Source organism: Pseudomonas bananamidigenes (assembly GCF_001679645.1).
Lineage (GTDB): Bacteria > Pseudomonadota > Gammaproteobacteria > Pseudomonadales > Pseudomonadaceae > Aquipseudomonas > Aquipseudomonas bananamidigenes.
Map to the genome: position 1 here is coordinate 49,049 of NZ_LRUN01000014.1, position 16,837 is coordinate 65,885.

Genomic DNA, 16,837 nt, shown 5'->3' on the forward strand with positions numbered 1-16,837 from the left:
TCGCTCCCACAGGGATTTGAGGCTAAACCACAATGCCCAGCGGAGGCTGACTGGCGTCGGCAATCAGGTAGTCAACCAGCTCTGCCAGCGGCAACGGCTTGCTGATCAGGTATCCCTGCACCTGATCGCAGCCGAACCCGCGCAGCAGATCCAGTTGCTCCGGGGTTTCCACCCCTTCGGCCACCACTTCCAGATGCAGGTTGTGCGCGAGGTTGATCATCGCGTGCACCAGTTTGCGGTTTTCTTCGCGCTGCTCCATGCCACCGACAAAACTCTTGTCGATCTTCAGCAAGGTGATCGGCAGGCTGTTGAGGTGCACGAACGACGAGAACCCGGTACCGAAGTCGTCCAGCGAGAAGCGCACGCCGAGGCGGCCGAGGGCGTCCATGGTCTGCTTGACCAGATCGCTGCGGCGCATGACGGCGGTTTCAGTCAGTTCGAATTCCAGCCACTGCGCCTCGACCCCGCGTTCAGCGATCAAGCGGCTGAGGGTCGGCAGCAACTGGCTGTCCTGGAACTGGCGGAACGACAGGTTGATCGCCATGTGCAGCGCCGGTAATCCACGCTCGCGCAACACCTGCATGTCGCGCAGGGCCCGGGAAATCACCCAGTAGCCCAGCGGCACGATCAGGCCGCTCTGTTCGGCCAGCGGCACGAATTCGCTCGGCGGCAGCAGGCCGCGTTCGCTGTGGCGCCAGCGCACCAGCGCTTCAAGGCCGACGATCTGGCCGTCCTGCAGGTTCAGGCGCGGTTGGTAATGCAGCTCCAGTTCATCGCGACGCAAGGCCCGGCGCAGCTCGCTTTCGAGGTCGGCGATGCTGCGAGCGTTGCGGTTGATCCGTTCGTTGAAAATATGAAAGGTGCAGCCTTGCGTGCTTTTGGCCTGCTGCATGGCGATGTGTGCGTGCCACATCAGCGGATCGGCGCCACCCTGGGCCCGGGCGTGAGCGATGCCCAGGCTGGAACCGATCAACAGGCTTTCACCGTCGATCCAGTAAGGTTCGGCCAAGGCTTCGGTGATGCGCTCGGCCATCCATTCGGCCCGTTGCGGAGCGCGGCGGGTGTCGATCAGCAGGGCGAACTCATCGCTGCCCAGGCGTGCCAGTTGATCGCCGGCCTCCAGCTGGCTTTTCAGCCGGGCCACCACCTGCAGGATCAAGCGATCCCCGGCCTGATGGCCGAGGGCATCGTTGGCGTAGCGAAAGTTGTCGAGATCGAGATGCCCGAGGGCCAGACCGCGACCGTCGTTCTCGGCGAGGCGGGCTGTCAGCAAGGTCTGAAAACCCTGGCGGTTGGCGATGCCGGTCAGCGGATCCTGCTCGGCCAGGCGTTGCAGGGTGTTTTCCAGCACGCCGCGTTCACGGACATGGCGCAGGCAACGGCGCAGCATGCCCGCATCGAGGGCATCGAACACCAGCCAGTCGCTGACCCCATCGGGGACGGCTGCCGGTTCGGACTCCAGCAGCAGCACGGTCGGCAGACTGCAACGCCCGGGCGCCGGCTGCAACGCGGGAACGGTCAACAACACCGCATGGCGGTTGTCTTCGAACAGACTGCTGACGGACTCCCAGCTCGGCGCGCTGACCAGCACCGCCGCGCTCCCCATTGGAGCCAGACACTCGCGCAATAACGCTGTCCACGCCGGCTCTTCGGCCAGGAGCAGCAAACGCAAGGGTTCGACAGGCGTAGACAAGCTGACTCCCTAGACTCTGCAATGATGTGGGCGGCGGGCATTATGCCGTTGCGAAGACCAATGACCAATGACAACGGTTATCAAAACGTTATTTTGTGTCACGAATGAGTACATTAGCCGCAAAATCACCGCGCATCCTCCGCGAAAGTAACAAAACCGGCAAATTTGAACCGCGTGCTGCGTCACAAGTCGGAGAGAGCGGCACAAATCGCTGAGCCTGTTAAAATGCCGGCCCATTTCGTCAACGACTCCCGAATTTTCGTATGTCCCGACTCAATCCCCGGCAGCAAGAAGCCGTGAACTACGTCGGCGGCCCTCTATTGGTGCTCGCCGGCGCCGGCTCCGGCAAGACCAGCGTGATCACCCGCAAGATCGCGCACCTGATCCAGAATTGCGGCATCCGCGCCCAGTACATCGTCGCCATGACTTTCACCAACAAGGCGGCCCGCGAGATGAAGGAGCGGGTCGGCACCCTGCTGCGTGCCGGCGAAGGTCGCGGCCTGACGGTCAGTACCTTTCACAACCTGGGCCTGAACATCATCCGCAAGGAGCACGAACGGCTGGGCTACAAGCCCGGTTTCTCGATTTTCGACGAAACCGACGTGAAGTCGCTGATGACCGACATCATGCAGAAGGAATACGCGGGCGACGACGGCGTCGACGAGATCAAGAACATGATCGGCGCCTGGAAAAACGACCTGATCCTGCCGGCCCAGGCCCTGGAAAACGCCCGCAACCCCAAGGAACAGACCGCCGCCATCGTCTACACCCACTACCAGCGCACGCTCAAGGCGTTCAACGCGGTGGACTTCGACGACCTGATCCTGCTGCCGGTAAAGCTCTTCGAAGAGCACGCCGACATCCTCGAAAAGTGGCAGAACAAGGTGCGTTACCTGCTGGTGGACGAATACCAGGACACCAACGCCAGCCAGTACCTGCTGGTGAAGATGCTCATCGGCAAACGCAACCAGTTCACCGTGGTGGGCGACGACGACCAGTCGATCTATGCCTGGCGTGGCGCGCGGCCGGAAAACCTGATGCTGCTCAAGGAAGACTACCCGTCCCTGAAAGTGGTGATGCTGGAGCAGAACTACCGCTCCACCAGCCGCATCCTGCGCTGCGCCAACGTGCTGATCTCGAACAACCCTCACGAATTCGAAAAGCAGCTATGGAGTGAAATGGGCCACGGCGACGAGATCCGTGTGATCCGCTGCCGTAACGAAGACGCCGAAGCCGAGCGCGTGGCCATGGAAATCCTCAGCCTGCACTTGCGCACCGATCGCCCGTACAGTGACTTCGCGATCCTTTATCGCGGCAACTACCAGGCCAAGCTGATCGAGCTGAAACTGCAGCACCATCAGGTACCGTACCGTCTGAGCGGCGGCAACAGCTTCTTCGGCCGCCAGGAAGTGAAGGACCTGATGGCCTACTTCCGCCTGATCGTGAACCCGGACGACGACAACGCCTTCCTGCGCGTGATCAACGTCCCGCGCCGGGAGATCGGCTCGACCACTTTGGAAAAGCTCGGCAATTACGCCACCGAACGCAAGATCTCGATGTACGCCGCCACCGACGAACTCGGCCTGGGCGAACATCTGGACAGCCGCTTCACCGATCGCCTGTCGCGCTTCAAACGCTTCATGGACAAGGTGCGCGAGCAGTGCGCCGGCGAGGACCCGATCTCGGCCCTGCGCAGCATGGTCATGGACATCGACTACGAGAACTGGCTGCGCACCAACAGCTCCAGCGACAAGGCCGCAGACTACCGGATGAGCAACGTCTGGTTCCTGATCGAGGCCTTGAAGAACACCCTGGAAAAAGACGAAGACGGCGAAATGACCGTCGAAGACGCCATCGGCAAACTGGTCCTGCGCGACATGCTGGAACGTCAGCAGGAAGAGGAAGAAGGCGCCGAAGGCGTGCAGATGATGACCCTGCATGCGTCCAAGGGTCTGGAATTCCCTTACGTGTTCATCATGGGCATGGAAGAGGAAATCCTCCCGCACCGCTCCAGCATCGAAGCCGACACCATCGAAGAGGAACGCCGCCTGGCCTACGTGGGCATCACCCGCGCGCGCCAGACCCTCGCGTTCACCTTCGCCGCCAAGCGCAAACAGTACGGCGAGATCGTCGACTGCGCCCCCAGCCGCTTCCTCGATGAGCTGCCGCCGGACGACCTGGCCTGGGAAGGCAATGACGACACCCCGACCGAAGTCAAAGCCGTTCGCGGCAACAACGCATTGGCCGATATACGCGCGATGTTAAAGCGCTAGAATTGACCACTTTTACTAGACCTTCGGCGCCAAGGGCGCCAATTGAGGACAGCTTCATGGAAGCCCTGCATCAAAAAATCCGCGAACAAGGCATTGTGCTTTCCGACCAGGTCCTGAAAGTCGACGCTTTTCTGAACCACCAGATCGACCCGGCCCTGATGAAGCTGATTGGCGACGAATTCGCCGCGCTGTTCAAGGATTCGGGCATCACCAAGATCGTCACCATCGAAGCCTCGGGTATCGCTCCGGCGGTCATGACCGGTCTGAACCTCGGCGTGCCGGTGATCTTCGCCCGCAAGCAGCAGTCCCTGACCCTGACTGAAAACCTGCTGTCGGCGACCGTTTACTCGTTCACCAAGAAGACCGAAAGCACCGTGGCCATTTCCCCACGCCACCTGACCAGCAGCGACCGCGTGCTGATCATCGATGACTTCCTGGCCAACGGGAAGGCATCCCAGGCGCTGATTTCGATCATCAAGCAGGCCGGCGCCACCGTGGCAGGCCTGGGTATCGTGATCGAGAAATCGTTCCAGGGCGGCCGCGCCGAGCTGGATTCCCAGGGCTACCGCGTCGAGTCGCTGGCTCGCGTGAAGTCGCTGGCGGGCGGCGTCGTGACCTTCATCGACTGATCACTGACTCAACTGCACCGCAATACTTGTGGGAGCGAGCTCGCTCCCACAGTGGTTTTGTGCCGGGGATTATTGCGCGGTAGCTTTGAGGCCAGTGAGCAACAACCGCTGAAACAGGTCTTCCTTCAGGCCTTCCGGGTGGGTGAGCTGCATGCGCGCCAGATGCTCCGGATACAGCGAAGCCTCAGGCGCGTCCAGCGCTGCCTTGCCCAGCTCCAGAATCTCCGTCAGCTTGAACTTGCTCTTGAGCCAGTTGAGCGCCCGCAACAGATCCTTCTCCACCTCATTGAAATCGCAGCCCAGCGGATATTCCGGAAACAGGTTCGGGTGCCGGGCGGCAATCGCCTGCAGGCGCTGCGGGGTGTTGTCGGTGAAGCGTGGATCGAGACGGAAATCCTTCGGCAACTTGCCGACCTTCTGCGCCTGTTCGATCAGGCCTTGCTGGAAGCGCGAGTCGCTGATGTTCAACAACGACTCGATCACCACGGCGTCCGGCTTGCCGCGCAGATCCGCGATACCGTACTCGGTGACCACGATGTCGCGCAGATGCCGGGGAATCGTGCAGTGGCCATATTCCCAGACGATATTCGAACTGACATCGCCGCCGGATTCGCGCCAACTGCGCAGCAGCAGAATCGAGCGGGCATCGTGCAGCGCATGGCCCTGGGCGACGAAGTTGTATTGCCCGCCGACGCCGCTGAGCACCCGTCCGTCCTGCAGTTGATCCGCCACCCCCGCGCCCAGCAGGGTCATGGTGAACACAGTGTTGATGAACCGGGCATCGAGGCGCTGCAGGCGCTTGAGTTCTTCCTGACCGTACAGCTCGTTGATGTAACTGATGCGGGTCATGTTGAATTCAAGACGTTTGCCATGAGGCAGCTCGCGCAGACGCTCATAGAAACTGCGCGGCCCGAGGAAGAAACCGCCGTGCACTGAAATGCCGTCGTTTTGCGCCGCCTCGTCGAGGGTGCCGGCGTTGGCTTGTCGCTGGGTCTCGATGTCCGGGTAGACCTTGCGCCGGATGATCCCCGCGTCCGCCAGCACCAGCAGGCCGTTGACGAACATTTCGCTGCAACCGTAAAGGCCCTTGGCGAACAGCTCGATGCCGCCCTCGCGCTCTATCAGCTGCGCCCACTGGCTGAGGTTCACATCGGTCAGCAAGGCCCGGTATCCGGCATTGTCGGCCTGCCGCGCCAGCAACGCGGCAGTCAGCGCATCGCCCATCGAACCGATGCCGATCTGCAAGGTGCCGCCATCGCGCACCAGGGTACTGGCGTGCAGGCCGATCAAGTGATCCTGAAACCCGACCGGCATGTTCGGCGTGGAAAACAGTGTGCTGCTGTCCTTTTCGTCGATCAGCAGGTCGAAGGTGTCGATGTCGACTTCGGCATCACCCGGCATATACGGCAGCCCGGTGTGCACCTGGCCGACCAGCAGGATCGTTTCCCCCGCTGCCCGGCGTCTGGCGATCATCGGGAACAGGTCGAGGGTGATGTCCGGATTGCAGCTCAAGCTCAGGCGATCGGGATATTCACTGCTGCTGGCCAGCAACTGCGCCACCAGATTCAGGCCGGCGGCGTTGATATCCCGGGCGGCATGGCTGTAGTTGCTGCTGACGTAGTCCTGCTGGGCCGGCGCGCTGTTGAGCAAGCTGCCGGGCTGCATGAAGAACTGCTCGATACGGATGTTGGACGGCAGGCTGTCGCGGCGCAGGTCAGCGAGAAACTCCAGCTCCGGATAATCGCCGAACACCCGCTCGACGAAGGGCTCGATGAAGCGCTTCTGCAAACCGTCACCCAAGGCCGGGCGACCGAGGCACAGGGCGGTGTAGATCGTCAGTTGTCGCTCGGGCAAACCGGCGATGCGCCGGTACAGCGCGTTGACGAAGGGATTGGGTTTGCCCAGCCCCAGCGGCAGCCCCATGTGGATGTGCGCCGGCAACCGTGCCAGTACGTCGTCCACTGCCTGTTCGATCGAACACAACTGCACCATCTGAAGCCTCCTGCCCGTTCCGTGAATAGAGGTACGACCGAGATTGCCGGTTGTTTGCTGCAATGAACAGCCTCAGCCCCGAATCGCAGGCGCAAAAAAACCGTCCGGAGACGGTTTTTTTCGTCAGAAGCGCGGCTTATTTCAGGCCGGACATCTTCTGGATCGCGCCCTTCAGCTCGTCATCCGAGCAGTCGGCGCAGGTACCTTTCGGCGGCATGGAGTTGATACCGGTAATCGCCTTGGCGAGGATGCCGTCGAGGCCGCCCTGATGATCGGCGCGGTCTTTCCAGGCCGCTGTGTCACCGATTTTCGGCGCGCCCAGCAGGCCGGTGCCGTGGCAAGCGTTGCAGTGTTTGGCAATCACTTCGTCCGGAGTCTTCGCTCCGCCACCGCCGCCCGCCGAAGCGGCCACTTCCATCCCCTTGCACTCTTGCCCTTGAACACACACCTGGCCGACAGGCTCGAGGCGTTTGGCAATGTCGTCATTCGTCGCAGCTTGAGCGCTGACAGCCCAGAGGGCCAGTACGGTTGCTGGTACAGCCAGCATTTTCATAATTAGATTCACGCGTTCACCCTCAATGGTGGCTATTCACGCCTGCGGCCACGGTTCGCAGGCGGGCGCAAGTATAGCGGGTAGCCCGCCACACTGAAACAACCCCAAAGTTAAAGGGGTCTTGTTGCGCATCGGTCAGACAGTCCGGACACCTTTGCCGCGGTGGTCTGGCGTCTCTCGGTTTAAAAGTTCGCCGGCGTGGCTGCGCTGATTAGTCGCGCCGGTGCGTCGAACGGATTACGAAAACGATGCGGCTTGGTACTTTCAAAGTAGTAGCTGTCACCGGCTTCGAGGATAAAAGTTTCAAGGCCCACCACCAGTTCCAGACGACCTTCCACCAGAATTCCGGTTTCCTCGCCTTCGTGGGTGAGCATTTCTTCACCGGTGTCGGCGCCAGGCGGATAGATCTCGTTCAGAAAGGCGATGGCCCGGCTCGGGTGCGCGCGACCGACCAGTTTCATGGTCACGGCGCCGTCGGAAATGTCGATCAGCTCGTTGGCCTTGTAGACGATCTGGGTCGGTTTTTCCTGGAGGATCTCTTCGGAAAAGAACTCGACCATGGACATGGGAATCCCGCCCAGCACCTTCCTCAGCGAACTGATCGAAGGGCTGACGCTGTTCTTTTCGATCATCGAAATGGTGCTGTTGGTGACGCCCGCGCGTTTGGCGAGTTCACGCTGGGAAAGCCCTTTGAGCTTGCGGATCGATTGCAGTCGTTCACCGACGTCCAAGGCTTGGGCCTCCTGAGTGTTGTAGAAATATTGAGCGTTATCATGGCGACAGCGTTCAGTATTTACAACACTTGGGCCCGGCCCGGGCTTCAACCCCCGGAATAGAGCCTTGGCACCCGGCGCAGGTTGCAGAAGATCTGGTATGGAATGGTGTCCGCCCACTTCGCCACGTCGCTGGCGAGAATGTTTTTGCCCCACAGCTCCACGGTCGAACCGAGACCGGCTTGCGGTACGTCGGTCAGGTCGATGCACAGCATGTCCATCGACACGCGGCCCAATATGCGACTGCGCTTACCGGCCACCAGTACCGGGGTGCCGGTCGGCGCCTGACGCGGATAGCCGTCGGCATAACCCATGGCAACCACGCCGATGCGCATCGGTTTGTCGGTGACGAATTTAGCGCCGTAGCCCACCGGCTCGCCGGCCGGCAGTTCGCGCACGCTGATGACTTTCGATTCCAGGGTCATCACCGGTTGCAGGCGTTCTGCCACGGCGTTGGCTTCTTCGAACGGAGTGGCGCCATAGAGCATGATGCCCGGGCGCACCCAGTCACTTTGAATCTGTGGCCATCCCAGCACCGCCGGGGAATTGCGCAGACTGACTTCGGCGGCAAGGCCCTGACGCGCAGCTTCGAACACGGCAACCTGATCGGCGCTGCTTTGCTCATGCAGTTCATCGGCCCGGGCGAAGTGGCTCATCAGCACGATCTTCGCCACTTTGCCGCTGGCCAGCAGGCGTTGGTAGGCCGCCGGGTAATCCTTCGGATGCAGGCCGACGCGGTGCATGCCCGAGTCGAGCTTCAGCCACACGGTGATCGGTTTGCTCAACGCGGCCTGCTCGATCGCTTCGAGCTGCCACAACGAATGCACCACACACCAGAAGTCATGCTCGACGATCAGCGCCAGCTCATCGGCCTCGAAAAAGCCTTCAAGCAACAGCACCGGTGCGCGAATCCCCGCAGCACGCAGCTCCAGGGCTTCTTCGATACAGGCCACCGCGAAGCCGTCCGCTTGTGCCTCCAGCGCCTGGGCACAACGTACTGCGCCATGACCGTAGGCGTCGGCCTTGATCACCGCCAGTGCCTTGGCACCGGTGACTTCACGGGCGATACGGTAGTTGTGACGCAGGGCTTCTAGATCGATCAGGGCACGGGCAGGACGCATGGCAGCAGACTTCTTGGCGGTCATGGGAATAAAAACCGGCGCTGGCTGGCGGCGTGAACCGCCAACAGCACCGGGAGAGGGATCTTTGCAGCAGGTTACGGCAACGCGGCGACGATGGAGATTTCCACCAGGATGTCCGGCCTGGCCATCTTCGCTTCGACTGTGGCACGGGCCGGCGCGGCGCCTTTGGGCAGCCACTGGTCCCACACCGAATTCATCCCGGCAAAGTGCGCCTCGATGTCGTTCAGGTAGATCGTCGCCGACAGCAGATGCTGTTTGTCGGTACCGGCCAGATCCAGCAGACGCTCGATATTGGCGAGTACGTCGCGGGTCTGCTGTTCTACCCCGGCGTTGAAGTCATCACCGACCTGACCGGCCAGATACACGATGCCGTTGTGGCTGACGATCTGACTCATGCGCTCATTGGTGAGCTGGCGCTGGATTGCCATGCTTTGCGGACTCCTGGGTCTTGTTGCCATAACGGGAAATATCGAGGCCTTCGGCGCTGATCTGCGGCTTTTTCTTCGCCATCAGGTCAGCCAGCAGGCGACCGGAGCCGCACGCCATGGTCCAGCCGAGGGTACCGTGACCGGTGTTCAGGAACAGATTCTTGAACGGCGTGGCGCCGACGATCGGCGTGCCGTCCGGCGTGGTTGGGCGCAGACCGGTCCAGAAACTGGCTTCGGCCAGATTGCCGCCCTGAGGATAAAGGTCGTTGACGATCATCTCCAGGGTTTCGCGCCGACGCGGGTTCAGCGACAGGTCAAAACCGGCGATCTCCGCCATGCCGCCGACGCGGATGCGGTTGTCGAAACGGGTGATCGCCACCTTGTAGGTTTCGTCGAGAATGGTCGAAGTCGGGGCCATGGCCGGGTTGGTGATCGGCACGGTCAGCGAGTAGCCCTTCAACGGATAGACCGGGGCCTTGATGCCCAGCGGCTTGAGCATTTGTGGCGAATAGCTGCCGAGTGCCAGCACGTAGCGGTCGGCGGTTTCCAGCTTGCCGTCGATCCACACGCCGTTGATGCGATCACCGGCAAAGTCGAGGCGCTGGATGTCCTGGTTGAAACGGAATTCCACACCCAGGTTCACCGCCATTTCGGCGAGGCGGGTGGTGAAGATCTGGCAGTCGCCGGTCTGGTCGTTCGGCAGGCGCAGCGCACCGGCCAGGATGTCAGTGACGCTGGCCAGGGCCGGCTCGACGCGGGCAATGCCGGCGCGGTCGAGGACTTCGAACGGCACGCCGGACTCTTTCAGCACGGCGATATCCTTGGCGGCGCCATCCAGCTGGGCCTGAGTGCGGAACAACTGAGTAGTACCGAGGCTGCGGCCTTCGTAGGCAATGCCGGTTTCGGCGCGCAATTCGTCGAGGCAGTCGCGGCTGTACTCGGACAGACGCACCATGCGCTCCTTGTTCACTGCGTAACGGCTGGCGGTGCAGTTACGCAGCATCTGCGCCATCCACAGGTACTGATCGATGTCGGCTGTGGCCTTGATCGCCAGCGGCGCGTGGCGTTGCAGCAGCCACTTGATGGCCTTGAGCGGCACGCCTGGAGCAGCCCACGGCGAGGCATAACCCGGCGAGACCTGGCCTGCGTTGGCGAAACTGGTCTCCATGGCCGCGGCTGGCTGCCGGTCGACCACCACCACTTCAAACCCGGCACGGGCCAGATAGTAAGCACTGGCGGTACCGATGACGCCGCTACCCAAGACCATAACGCGCATTTTTTGTATCCCTCTCGCGGCGTGCCGCGTACGTCTGTTGTTAGAGCAATGATGCGCGCAGTGTAAGAAAGATTCGCCAGTGCTTTTCACTGTATAAGCGCCTATATTTGGCGACAATTCTCGGCAAAAACCCTTTTCACGGAGGCGCATCCCCTATGCGTACCAACACTCAGACCAAACGTGAGCTGGACAAGATCGACCGCAACATCTTGCGGATCCTGCAGGCGGACGGGCGGATATCATTCACTGAACTGGGCGAGAAGGTCGGGCTCTCCACCACGCCGTGCACCGAGCGCGTGCGGCGCCTGGAGCGCGAGGGGATCATCATGGGCTACAACGCCCGGCTGAATCCGCAGCACTTGAAGGGCAGCCTGCTGGTGTTCGTCGAAATCAGCCTCGACTACAAGTCCGGCGACACGTTCGAAGAGTTCCGACGCGCCGTGCTGAAACTGCCTCACGTGCTGGAGTGCCACCTGGTGTCAGGGGATTTCGACTATCTGGTGAAGGCGCGGATTTCCGAGATGGCCTCTTACCGCAAACTGCTGGGCGACATCCTGCTCAAGCTGCCGCACGTGCGCGAATCCAAGAGCTACATCGTGATGGAAGAAGTGAAAGAGAGCCTGAGCCTGCCGATTCCGGACTGAGATTTGTGGTGCCCCCCTTCGCGAGCAGGCTCGCTCCCACAGGAAAATACATTTCAAATGTGAGAGCGAGCCTGCTCGCGAAGGCCTCGACTCGATTCAGAATGAGCTGCTAAACCAGCACCTGCCGATTCGCAGCCATGTACTCGAACACCTGCTTCTCGACCCGTGGATGAATCAGCTCCACGGGCCGCCGGCCGTTGGGGCACGGCAAGGTCCGGGTGGTGCCGAACAACCGGCAGATCAGCGGCCGCTCGTCATACACCGTGCAGCCGTCCGGCCCAAGGTGCACGCAGTTGAGTGCTTCCATGGCCGTATCCTGCTCGGCGCGGGTCTTGCGCGGTAACCGGGCCATTTCCTCGGGCGAAGTGGTCACCGGCCCGCAGCAGTCGTGGCAGCCCGGAACGCACTCGAACGTGGGGATCTGCTGGCGCAGGGTGCGGATTTTCTGACTGTTGCAGCTCATTGCAGCGGTAACCGGAGCGGAATAGGCGGCAATTGTGCCGCAAAAGCCGTGATCCAGACACTACAGGCCGACCGATGTTGCCCGGCCTCGGGCCTGCGGCTTATGCTCCGTCAAATTTTCTCGACACCCGTTCAGGATGACGCCCATGAATGCCCGCGCCCACGCCTTCGCGAGCCAACCCCACATTGCCTCTTATTACGCCGCCAGCAGCCTGCCGCAGCCCGACCATCCGGTGCTGCAGGGTGAGCTGACTGCGGATGTGTGCGTGGTCGGTGGTGGTTTTTCCGGGCTGAACACCGCGCTGGAACTGGCAGAACGCGGCTTGAGCGTGGTGCTGCTGGAAGCGCACCGGATCGGCTGGGGCGCCAGCGGCCGCAACGGCGGGCAACTGATTCGCGGGGTCGGTCACGGCCTCGACCAGTTCGCCAACGTGATCGGCGCCGACGGTGTGCGTCAGATGAAACTCATGGGGCTGGAAGCAGTGGAAATCGTCCGACAGCGCGTCGAGAAATTTCAGATCCCCTGCGACCTGACCTGGGGTTACTGCGACCTTGCCAACAAACCGTCCGACCTGGAAGGCTTCGCCGAAGACGCCGAAGAACTGCGCAGTCTCGGCTACCGCTACGAAACCCGTCTGCTTCAAGCGAACGAAATGCACACGGTCGTCGGCTCCAAGCGTTACGTCGGCGGCCTGATCGACATGGGCTCCGGTCATTTGCACCCGTTGAACCTGGCGCTGGGCGAAGCGGCGGCGGCACAACGACTGGGCGTCAAACTGTTCGAACAATCGGCGGTCACCCGCATCGACTACGGCCCCGAAGTCCGGGTACACGCTGCACAAGGTTCGGTGCGAGCGAAAACGCTGGTGCTCGGCTGCAATGCCTATCTCAACAACCTGAATCCGCAACTCAGCGGCAAGGTGCTGCCGGCCGGCAGCTACATCATCGCCACCGAACCCCTGAGCGAAGCACAGGCTCGGGAACTGCTGCCGCAGAACATGGCGGTCTGCGACCAGCGGGTGGCGCTGGATTACTACCGGCTCTCGGCGGACCGGCGCCTGCTGTTCGGTGGTGCCTGCCATTATTCGGGGCGTGATCCAAAGGACATCGGCGCGTACATGCGGCCCAAAATGCTGGAAGTGTTCCCGCAGCTCGCCTCAGCGAAGATCGATTATCAGTGGGGCGGGATGATCGGCATCGGTGCCAACCGCCTGCCGCAGATTGGCCGGCTAAGCGATCAGCTGAACGTGTATTACGCCCAGGCCTATTCCGGCCATGGCGTGAATGCCACACACCTGGCGGGCAAATTGCTGGCCGAAGCCATCAGCGGTCAGCACAGCGGTGGCTTTGATCTGTTTGCCAAAGTGCCGCACATCACCTTCCCCGGCGGCAAGCATTTGCGCTCGCCGCTGCTGGCACTGGGGATGTTGTGGCATCGGCTCAAAGAGCTGGTCTGAGCTCGTTCCCACGCAGAGCGTGGGAACGATCCTTCTAGATCCGCCAGAACGGCTTCAACCCCTCCTCCAGCGCCTGCTCCCGGGTCAGCCCGACATCCTTGAGCTGCTCCGGCGTCAGCCCGAGCAGGGCCTTGCGCGTGTGCAGACGGTGCCAGAACAGGCCCCAGCGACTCAGGCCGGACGGTGCGTTGCGCAATATCTCGTTGCGCGCCTTGTCCTGTTGCCCCGCCTCCAGTTCCTGACTGTGTAACGTCAGCCGCACATCGCTCAAGCCATTCATTTTTTGTCGCTCCTGTTTACTTGGGTAGCCAGAGATTCCATGATGCGCGGGCCGACTAAAGCATTACAGATTCAACGCATCTGTATTATTTCCATACAGATTTGCTGTCTCCGGGACTGAATTGTCGATTTACGCCGCATCTGTACTGGTTTTTCGAATCACCTGCATCGAGGCAGTGCCATGACCCTGTATGTGAACCTTGCCGAACTGCTCGGCACCCGCATCGAACAAGGCTTCTACCGTCCTGGTGATCGCCTGCCGTCGGTACGCGCCTTGAGCGTAGAACATGGGGTCAGCCTGAGCACGGTGCAGCAGGCCTACCGAATGCTGGAAGACAGCGGCCTGGCCACCCCGAAACCCAAATCCGGGTACTTCGTGCCGGTCGGCCGCGAGCTTCCCGAACTGCCGGCCATCGGGCGTCCAGCCCAGCGCCCGGTGGAGATTTCCCAGTGGGATCAGGTGCTGGAACTGATTCGCGCCGTACCGCGCAAGGACGTCGTGCAACTCGGTCGCGGCATGCCGGACATTTCGTCACCGACGATGAAACCGCTGCTGCGCGGACTGGCCCGTATCAGCCGCCGTCAGGACATGCCCGGTCTGTATTACGACAACATCCACGGCACCCTCGAACTGCGCGAACAGATCGCCCGGCTGATGCTCGATTCCGGCTGCCAGTTGAGCGCCAGCGACCTCGTCGTCACCACCGGTTGCCACGAAGCGCTGTCCACCAGCATTCACGCGATTTGCGAGCCGGGCGACATCGTCGCGGTGGATTCGCCAAGCTTTCACGGCGCCATGCAGACCCTCAAGGGGCTGGGCATGAAAGCCCTGGAAATCCCCACCGACCCGCTCACCGGCATCAGCCTCGAAGCCCTGGAACTGGCGCTGGAGCAATGGCCGATCAAGGTCATCCAGCTCACGCCCAACTGCAACAACCCGCTCGGCTACATCATGCCGGAGTCGCGCAAACGCGCGTTGCTGACGCTGGCACAGCGCTTCGACGTGGCGATCATCGAGGACGATGTGTATGGTGAACTGGCCTACACCTACCCGCGTCCGCGCACGATCAAATCCTTCGACGAAGACGGCCGCGTGCTGCTGTGCAGCTCGTTTTCCAAGACCCTCGCGCCGGGCCTGCGCATCGGCTGGGTCGCGCCGGGTCGCTACCTCGAACGGGTGCTGCACATGAAATACATCAGCACCGGCTCCACCGCACCACAGCCACAGATCGCCATCGCCGAATTTCTCAAGGCCGGGCACTTCGAACCGCATTTGCGGCGGATGCGCACTCAATATCAGCGCAATCGCGACGTGATGATCGACTGGGTGACCCGTTATTTCCCTGCCGGCACCCGCGCCAGCCGTCCGCAGGGCAGCTTCATGCTCTGGGTCGAACTGCCGGAAGGTTTCGATACCCTGAAACTGAATCGTGCGCTGCACGATCAGGGCGTACAGATTGCCGTCGGCAGCATTTTTTCCGCCTCGGGCAAGTATCGCAATTGCCTGCGCATGAACTACGCTGCCAAGCCGACACCGCTCATCGAAGAAGCCGTGCGCAAGGTCGGTGCAGCGGCGATCAAATTGCTCGCTGAAACCGACTGACCTTTTTCAAGAGCCCCGCGTCCAAATGCCGACCCTTGCCGCCAATCGGAACGATCCCGCGTGAGCCTCAGACAGCCCCTGCTTGCCCTGCCTTTATTCGCCGCGCTCCTGGGCGGTTGCGCGACCCTCGACGTGCCGCGCGAGCCAAGCCAGGCATTGCCGGCCTCGGCATCGAGTTTCGGGCGTTCCATCCAGGCCCAGGCCGCGCCGTACAAAGGTCAGTCGGGGTTCCGCCTGCTGTCCAACAGCACCGAAGCCTTCACCGCCCGCGCCGAGCTGATCCGCAACGCTCAACGCAGCCTCGACCTGCAGTACTACATCGTCCACGACGGCATCAGCACCCGCATGCTGGTGGAAGAAGTGTTGAAGGCTGCCGACCGTGGCGTGCGGGTGCGGATCCTGCTGGACGACACCACCAGCGACGGCCTCGATTTGATCATTGCCACGCTGGCGGCGCATCCGAACATCCAGATCCGCCTGTTCAATCCACTGCACCTGGGCCGCAGCACCGGCGTGACCCGCGCTGCCGGCCGGTTGTTCAACCTGTCGCAGCAACACCGACGAATGCACAACAAACTGTGGCTGGCGGACAACAGCGCCGCGATCGTCGGCGGACGCAATCTGGGTGACGAGTATTTCGATGCCGAGCCCAACCTGAACTTCACCGACATCGACATGCTCAGCGTCGGACCGGTCGCCGAACAACTCGGGCACGGCTTCGATCAATACTGGAACAGCGCCCTGAGCAAACCGATCGAGGAATTCCTCTCCAGCAAGCCCTCGGCCAGGGATCTGCAAAACACCCGCACGCGCCTGGAAGAATCCCTGGAGGAAACCCGCAAACAGAACCACGCGCTCTACCAACAGCTGATGACCTTCACCACGCATCCGCGCATGGACATCTGGCGGCGGGAACTGATCTGGGCCTGGAACCAGGCGTTGTGGGACGCACCGAGCAAGGTGCTGGCGGACGGCGAACCAGACCCGCAGCTGCTGCTGACCACGCAACTGGCGCCAGAGCTGCGGGGCGTGAGCAAAGAGCTCATGATGATTTCCGCCTACTTCGTGCCGGGCCAGCCGGGGCTGGTTTACCTGACCGGGCGGGCCGATGCGGGCGTGTCGGTGAGCCTGCTGACCAACTCACTGGAAGCCACCGATGTGCCGGCGGTGCACGGGGGTTACGCGCCCTATCGCAAGGCGTTGCTGGAACATGGCGTGAAGTTGTATGAACTGCGACGCCAGCCTGGGGATAACTTCGGCAGTGGCCCGCACCTGTTTTACAGCAAATCGTTTCGTGGCTCGGACTCCAGCCTGCACAGCAAGGCGATGATCTTCGACGGGAAAAAATCGTTTATTGGCTCATTCAACTTCGACCCGCGTTCGGTGCTGTGGAACACCGAAGTCGGCGTGCTGGTGGACAGCCCCGAACTGGCTGCCCATGTCCGGGAATTGGCCTTGCAGGGCATGGCGCCGGCGCTGAGTTACGAGGCAAAACTGCAGGACGGGAAACTCGTCTGGGTCACCGAAGACAACGGCCAGATGCACACGCTGACCAAGGAACCCGGCAGCTGGTGGCGGCGCTTCAATGCGTGGTTCAGCACCACGGTGGGACTGGAGCGGATGCTTTAGCCAT

General features: G+C 61.7%; 15 protein-coding genes. 6 read left to right on the forward strand and 9 right to left on the reverse strand.

Going from position 1 to position 16,837, the window contains the following annotated elements:
• Positions 1-22 precede the first annotated feature (22 nt).
• The gene (locus BBF94_RS06130; RefSeq protein ID WP_065258155.1) at positions 23-1,693 is read right to left on the reverse strand and encodes a putative bifunctional diguanylate cyclase/phosphodiesterase; all 1,671 of its coding nucleotides are present in this window, start codon (positions 1,691-1,693) and stop codon (positions 23-25) included.
• Positions 1,694-1,956: 263 nt separating this feature from the next.
• Here BBF94_RS06130 and rep point away from each other — a divergent pair, with 263 nt between their 5' ends.
• Positions 1,957-3,966 (forward strand): DNA helicase Rep, encoded by a 2,010-nt coding sequence (rep, locus tag BBF94_RS06135; RefSeq protein WP_065258156.1) that lies wholly within the window; start codon positions 1,957-1,959, stop codon positions 3,964-3,966.
• A 56-nt stretch (positions 3,967-4,022) separates the two neighbouring features.
• Positions 4,023-4,595, forward strand: coding sequence for a xanthine phosphoribosyltransferase (locus BBF94_RS06140; protein ID WP_065258157.1), 573 nt, complete (start codon positions 4,023-4,025; stop codon positions 4,593-4,595).
• 69 nt (positions 4,596-4,664) lie between these two features.
• On the opposite strand, the gene BBF94_RS06145 is transcribed toward BBF94_RS06140, so the two are convergent.
• The 6 genes from BBF94_RS06145 to dadA all read right to left on the reverse strand — a co-directional run bounded on the left by BBF94_RS06145 (position 4,665) and on the right by dadA (position 10,759).
• Positions 4,665-6,587, reverse strand: coding sequence for an acetyl-CoA hydrolase/transferase C-terminal domain-containing protein (locus BBF94_RS06145; RefSeq protein WP_065258158.1), 1,923 nt, complete (start codon positions 6,585-6,587; stop codon positions 4,665-4,667).
• Between the two features lie 136 nt (positions 6,588-6,723).
• Positions 6,724-7,140, reverse strand: a complete 417-nt coding sequence (locus BBF94_RS06150; protein ID WP_082302372.1) for a c-type cytochrome — start codon at positions 7,138-7,140, stop codon at positions 6,724-6,726.
• Between the two features lie 182 nt (positions 7,141-7,322).
• The gene (locus tag BBF94_RS06155) at positions 7,323-7,871 is read right to left on the reverse strand and encodes a cupin domain-containing protein (protein WP_003229444.1); all 549 of its coding nucleotides are present in this window, start codon (positions 7,869-7,871) and stop codon (positions 7,323-7,325) included.
• A gap of 89 nt (positions 7,872-7,960) precedes the next feature.
• Positions 7,961-9,034, reverse strand: a complete 1,074-nt coding sequence (alr, locus tag BBF94_RS06160; protein WP_065258159.1) for an alanine racemase — start codon at positions 9,032-9,034, stop codon at positions 7,961-7,963.
• A 95-nt stretch (positions 9,035-9,129) separates the two neighbouring features.
• Positions 9,130-9,483, reverse strand: a complete 354-nt coding sequence (locus BBF94_RS06165) for a RidA family protein (protein WP_065258160.1) — start codon at positions 9,481-9,483, stop codon at positions 9,130-9,132.
• Positions 9,455-10,759 (reverse strand): D-amino acid dehydrogenase, encoded by a 1,305-nt coding sequence (dadA, locus tag BBF94_RS06170; protein ID WP_065258161.1) that lies wholly within the window; start codon positions 10,757-10,759, stop codon positions 9,455-9,457. Before dadA ends, BBF94_RS06165 begins: the two co-directional genes overlap by 29 nt.
• A gap of 155 nt (positions 10,760-10,914) precedes the next feature.
• Between dadA and BBF94_RS06175 the strand changes: the two genes are divergently transcribed.
• Positions 10,915-11,403 (forward strand): Lrp/AsnC ligand binding domain-containing protein, encoded by a 489-nt coding sequence (locus BBF94_RS06175; protein WP_003177284.1) that lies wholly within the window; start codon positions 10,915-10,917, stop codon positions 11,401-11,403.
• Positions 11,404-11,512: 109 nt separating this feature from the next.
• On the opposite strand, the gene BBF94_RS06180 is transcribed toward BBF94_RS06175, so the two are convergent.
• Positions 11,513-11,866 (reverse strand): YkgJ family cysteine cluster protein, encoded by a 354-nt coding sequence (locus BBF94_RS06180; RefSeq protein WP_065258162.1) that lies wholly within the window; start codon positions 11,864-11,866, stop codon positions 11,513-11,515.
• A gap of 145 nt (positions 11,867-12,011) precedes the next feature.
• Between BBF94_RS06180 and BBF94_RS06185 the strand changes: the two genes are divergently transcribed.
• On the forward strand, positions 12,012-13,322 hold the full coding sequence (locus BBF94_RS06185; protein WP_065258163.1) for an NAD(P)/FAD-dependent oxidoreductase: 1,311 nt from the start codon (positions 12,012-12,014) through the stop codon (positions 13,320-13,322).
• A 34-nt stretch (positions 13,323-13,356) separates the two neighbouring features.
• Here the strand turns inward: BBF94_RS06185 and BBF94_RS06190 are convergent, their stop codons facing one another.
• Entirely contained in the window at positions 13,357-13,602 is a 246-nt protein-coding gene (locus BBF94_RS06190; protein WP_065258164.1) for a DUF1127 domain-containing protein, read from the reverse strand.
• A gap of 180 nt (positions 13,603-13,782) precedes the next feature.
• Between BBF94_RS06190 and BBF94_RS06195 the strand changes: the two genes are divergently transcribed.
• Together BBF94_RS06195 and BBF94_RS06200 are read left to right on the forward strand one after the other, a co-directional pair.
• Positions 13,783-15,204: an aminotransferase-like domain-containing protein gene (locus BBF94_RS06195; protein ID WP_065258165.1), complete on the forward strand. Its 1,422-nt coding sequence runs from the start codon at positions 13,783-13,785 to the stop codon at positions 15,202-15,204.
• Between the two features lie 60 nt (positions 15,205-15,264).
• Positions 15,265-16,833, forward strand: a complete 1,569-nt coding sequence (locus BBF94_RS06200) for a phospholipase D family protein (protein ID WP_065258166.1) — start codon at positions 15,265-15,267, stop codon at positions 16,831-16,833.
• The last annotated feature ends 4 nt before the right edge of the window (positions 16,834-16,837 follow it).